3 rRNA genes are annotated in these 5,423 nt (G+C 58.7%); all 3 read left to right on the top strand.

Going from position 1 to position 5,423, the window contains the following annotated elements:
- Positions 1-133: 133 nt before the first annotated feature.
- The 3 genes from BMZ16_RS18775 to rrf all read left to right on the top strand — a co-directional run bounded on the left by BMZ16_RS18775 (position 134) and on the right by rrf (position 5,370).
- Positions 134-1,653: ribosomal RNA gene (locus BMZ16_RS18775) — 16S ribosomal RNA — on the top strand.
- A gap of 412 nt (positions 1,654-2,065) precedes the next feature.
- Positions 2,066-5,176, top strand: a 23S ribosomal RNA gene (locus BMZ16_RS18770).
- Between the two features lie 77 nt (positions 5,177-5,253).
- A 5S ribosomal RNA gene (rrf, locus tag BMZ16_RS18765) occupies positions 5,254-5,370 on the top strand.
- The 16S, 23S and 5S rRNA genes sit together here, the layout of an rRNA operon.
- Positions 5,371-5,423: the final 53 nt, after the last annotated feature.

The raw sequence follows: 5,423 nt of genomic DNA, 5'->3' as shown, positions 1-5,423 counted from the left end.
TTTTTGGTGTCGAGCCTGGCTGGGTCCACCCCGTGGGTCTGGTCAGGGATGATGCCAGTTGATGCCCCTCTTCGGGGGGGTTCTTTGTGTGTCTGTTGCTCGCCGGTTTCGGTCGGTGGGTGGCTGTTTGACATTCACGGAGAGTTTGATTCTGGCTCAGGACGAACGCTGGCGGCGTGCTTAACACATGCAAGTCGAACGGTGAAGGTCAGCTTGCTGACCGGATCAGTGGCGAACGGGTGAGTAACACGTGAGCAACCTACCCTTCACTCTGGGATAAGCCTTGGAAACGAGGTCTAATACCGGATACGAGACGCACGGGCATCTGTAGCGTCTGGAAAGATTTATCGGTGGGGGATGGGCTCGCGGCCTATCAGCTTGTTGGTGGGGTAATGGCCTACCAAGGCGACGACGGGTAGCCGGCCTGAGAGGGCGACCGGCCACACTGGGACTGAGACACGGCCCAGACTCCTACGGGAGGCAGCAGTGGGGAATATTGCACAATGGGCGAAAGCCTGATGCAGCGACGCCGCGTGCGGGATGACGGCCTTCGGGTTGTAAACCGCTTTCAGCAGGGAAGAAGCGAAAGTGACGGTACCTGCAGAAGAAGCGCCGGCTAACTACGTGCCAGCAGCCGCGGTAATACGTAGGGCGCAAGCGTTGTCCGGAATTATTGGGCGTAAAGAGCTCGTAGGCGGTTTGTCGCGTCTGCTGTGAAAACCTCAGGCTCAACCTGGGGCTTGCAGTGGGTACGGGCAGACTAGAGTGCGGTAGGGGTGACTGGAATTCCTGGTGTAGCGGTGGAATGCGCAGATATCAGGAGGAACACCGATGGCGAAGGCAGGTCACTGGGCCGCAACTGACGCTGAGGAGCGAAAGCATGGGGAGCGAACAGGATTAGATACCCTGGTAGTCCATGCCGTAAACGTTGGGCACTAGGTGTGGGGTCCATTCCACGGATTCCGTGCCGCAGCAAACGCATTAAGTGCCCCGCCTGGGGAGTACGGCCGCAAGGCTAAAACTCAAAGAAATTGACGGGGGCCCGCACAAGCGGCGGAGCATGCGGATTAATTCGATGCAACGCGAAGAACCTTACCAAGGCTTGACATACACCGGAAACGTGCAGAGATGTGCGCCCCGCAAGGTCGGTGTACAGGTGGTGCATGGTTGTCGTCAGCTCGTGTCGTGAGATGTTGGGTTAAGTCCCGCAACGAGCGCAACCCTCGTCCCATGTTGCCAGCGGGTTATGCCGGGGACTCATGGGAGACTGCCGGGGTCAACTCGGAGGAAGGTGGGGATGACGTCAAATCATCATGCCCCTTATGTCTTGGGCTTCACGCATGCTACAATGGCCGGTACAAAGGGCTGCGATACCGCGAGGTGGAGCGAATCCCAAAAAGCCGGTCTCAGTTCGGATTGGGGTCTGCAACTCGACCCCATGAAGTCGGAGTCGCTAGTAATCGCAGATCAGCAACGCTGCGGTGAATACGTTCCCGGGCCTTGTACACACCGCCCGTCAAGTCATGAAAGTCGGTAACACCCGAAGCCGATGGCCCAACCTTTTGGGGGGAGTCGTCGAAGGTGGGACTGGCGATTAGGACTAAGTCGTAACAAGGTAGCCGTACCGGAAGGTGCGGCTGGATCACCTCCTTTCTAAGGAGCATCTGGCACCGGGTCGCCCTGTCATGGGGTGGTGGCGGTGTCCAGGCCCACGCTCGGTCCGAACGCGGCCGGGGTGGTGCTCACGGGTGGAACATCGACTACTGGCCGGCTCGTTGGGTCGGTGGCTTTCTAGTACGCCTGCAGCTTGCTGTGGGGAGGGAACGGGAGTGCATCGGTTCGTCGCGGGTCGGCTTGGCACGCTGTTGGGTCCTGAGGGAACAGCCACGTGGTGGGTGTTGCCTTGGTCGGGGCCGTGAGGTCCGGTCGAACCGCCGTGCTCGGGTGGTGCTCGTCCCTTCGGGGTGGGTGCTGGTCGGGTGGGTAGGCGCCGGGGTGTCTTGCGGTGGCCGGTGGTTGCTTGAGAACTGCACAGTGGACGCGAGCATCTTTGAATGATCTTTGTGGTCAAGTTTATAAGTGCACAGGGTGGATGCCTTGGCACCAGGAGCCGAAGAAGGACGTAGTAGCCTGCGATAAGCCTCGGGGAGTTGGCAAACGAACCGTGATCCGAGGATTTCCGAATGGGGAAACCCCGCACGAGTCATGTCGTGTGACCCGCATCTGAATATATAGGGTGCGTGGAGGGAACGCCGGGAAGTGAAACATCTCAGTACCGGCAGGAAGAGATATTCCGTGAGTAGTGGCGAGCGAAAGCGGATCAGGCCAAACCGAGCGCGTGTGATAGCCGGCAGGCGTTGCGCGTTCGGGGTTGTGGGACCTTTCAGTCCGGGCTGCCGCCTGGGCAGGGAGTCAGAAAGCCGCGTTATAGTCGAAGGGTCTTGAAAGGCCCGGCACAGAGGGTGTTACCCCCGTAGACGAAATGGCGTGGCCTCCCGAAGGGGATCCCAAGTAGCTCCGGGCCCGAGAAACCCGGAGTGAATCTGCACAGACCACTGTGTAAGCCTAAATACTACCTGGTGACCGATAGCGGACAAGTACCGTGAGGGAAAGGTGAAAAGTACCCCGGGAGGGGAGTGAAATAGTACCTGAAACCGTGTGCATACAATCCGTCGGAGCCTCCTTAGCAGGGGTGACGGCGTGCCTTTTGAAGAATGAGCCTGCGAGTTAGTGGTACGTGGCGAGGTTAACCCGTGTGGGGAAGCCGTAGCGAAAGCGAGTCCGAATAGGGCGACCGTAGTCGCGTGCTCTAGACCCGAAGCGAAGTGATCTAGCCATGGGCAGGGTGAAGCGCGGGTAAGACCGCGTGGAGGCCCGAACCCACCAGGGTTGAAAACCTGGGGGATGACCTGTGGTTAGGGGTGAAAGGCCAATCAAACTTCGTGATAGCTGGTTCTCCCCGAAATGCATTTAGGTGCAGCGTCACGCGTTTCTTGCCGGAGGTAGAGCTACTGGATAGCCGATGGGCCCCACCAGGTTACTGACGTTAGCCAAACTCCGAATGCCGGTAAGCCAGAGCGTGGCAGTGAGACTGCGGGGGATAAGCTCCGTAGTCGAGAGGGAAACAGCCCAGACCACCAGCTAAGGCCCCTAAGCGTGTGCTAAGTGGGAAAGGATGTGGAGTTGCACAGACAACCAGGAGGTTGGCTTAGAAGCAGCCACCCTTGAAAGAGTGCGTAATAGCTCACTGGTCAAGTGATTCCGCGCCGACAATGTAGCGGGGCTCAAGCACACCGCCGAAGCTGTGGCATTCACACAGGAGACAAGCCTTCGTGGTTCAGTCGTGTGGATGGGTAGGGGAGCGTCGTGCCGGCAGTGAAGCCGCGGGGTGACCCAGCGGTGGAGCCGGCACGAGTGAGAATGCAGGCATGAGTAGCGAAAGACGGGTGAGAAACCCGTCCGCCGAATGACCAAGGGTTCCAGGGCCAGGCTAATCCGCCCTGGGTAAGTCGGGACCTAAGGCGAGGCCGACAGGCGTAGTCGATGGACAACGGGTTGATATTCCCGTACCGGCGAAGAACCGCCCATACCGAGCCCGGTGATGCTAACCGTCCGAGCCTGTCTCATCGTCCTTCGGGACACCGAGGCAGGGGAGCACGGGACCCGAACCGGTAGTAGGTAAGCGTATTAACAGGGGTGACGCAGGAAGGTAGCCCAGCGTGGCGATGGTAGTCCACGTCCAAGGTCGTAGGGTGAGGTGTAGGCAAATCCGCACCTCGTGAAGCCTGAGAGCCGACGGGTACCGCGTATGCGGGAAATGGGTGATCCTATGCTGCCAAGAAAAGCCTCGACGCGAGGTTCTAGCCGCCCGTACCCCAAACCGACTCAGGTGGTCAGGTAGAGAATACCAAGGCGATCGAGAGAATCGTGGTTAAGGAACTCGGCAAAATGCCCCCGTAACTTCGGGAGAAGGGGGGCCTCAAGCGTGAACCGGCATGCCCGGGGAAGCGTGGAGGGCCGCAGAGACCAGGGAGAAGCGACTGTTTACTAAAAACACAGGTCCGTGCGAAGTCGCAAGACGATGTATACGGACTGACGCCTGCCCGGTGCTGGAAGGTTAAGAGGACGGGTCAGCACGCAAGTGCGAAGCTCAGAATTTAAGCCCCAGTAAACGGCGGTGGTAACTATAACCATCCTAAGGTAGCGAAATTCCTTGTCGGGTAAGTTCCGACCTGCACGAATGGCGTAACGACTTCTCCGCTGTCTCAACCGCGAACTCGGCGAAATTGCACTACGAGTAAAGATGCTCGTTACGCGCAGCAGGACGGAAAGACCCCGGGACCTTTACTATAGCTTGGTATTGGTGTTCGGTGCGGCTTGTGTAGGATAGGTGGGAGACTGTGAAGCCGGCACGCCAGTGTCGGTGGAGTCAACGTTGAAATACCACTCTGGTCGCTCTGGATATCTAACCTCGGTCCGTGATCCGGATCAGGGACAGTGCCTGGTGGGTAGTTTAACTGGGGCGGTTGCCTCCTAAAATGTAACGGAGGCGCTCAAAGGTTCCCTCAGCCTGGTTGGCAATCAGGTGGCGAGTGCAAGTGCACAAGGGAGCTTGACTGTGAGACTGACAGGTCGAGCAGGGACGAAAGTCGGAACTAGTGATCCGGCGGTGGCTTGTGGAAGCGCCGTCGCTCAACGGATAAAAGGTACCCCGGGGATAACAGGCTGATCTTGCCCAAGAGTCCATATCGACGGCATGGTTTGGCACCTCGATGTCGGCTCGTCGCATCCTGGGGCTGGAGTAGGTCCCAAGGGTTGGGCTGTTCGCCCATTAAAGCGGTACGCGAGCTGGGTTTAGAACGTCGTGAGACAGTTCGGTCCCTATCCGCTGCGCGCGCAGGAAACTTGAGAAGGGCTGTCCCTAGTACGAGAGGACCGGGACGGACGAACCTCTGGTGTGCCAGTTGTTCCGCCAGGAGCACGGCTGGTTGGCTACGTTCGGAAGGGATAACCGCTGAAAGCATCTAAGCGGGAAGCCTGCTTCAAGATGAGGTTTCCACGCCCCTTGTGGGTGAGAGGCTCCCAGCTAGACCACTGGGTAGATAGGCCGGATGTGGAAGGCAGGACTAACGACTGCCGCAGCTGACCGGTACTAATAAGCCGACAACTTGACTAACTTCATTCATTGCTACGCGTCCACTGTGCGGTTCCCGAGAAACCAACGGTTCATTCCCGTTGACATCTCGACAGAGTTACGGCGGTCATAGCGAAGGGGAAACGCCCGGTCCCATTCCGAACCCGGAAGCTAAGCCCTTCAGCGCCGATGGTACTGCACCCGCCAGGGTGTGGGAGAGTAGGACGCCGCCGGACAATCATTCAACGAAAGGCCCACCCCTGACCGGGGTGGGCCTTTCGTCGTTCCC

Origin of the sequence: Cellulomonas sp. KH9 (assembly GCF_900114185.1) — a bacterium.
Taxonomy (GTDB): Bacteria; Actinomycetota; Actinomycetes; order Actinomycetales; family Cellulomonadaceae; genus Cellulomonas.
This window is presented reverse-complemented; position numbering and strand designations above follow the sequence as displayed.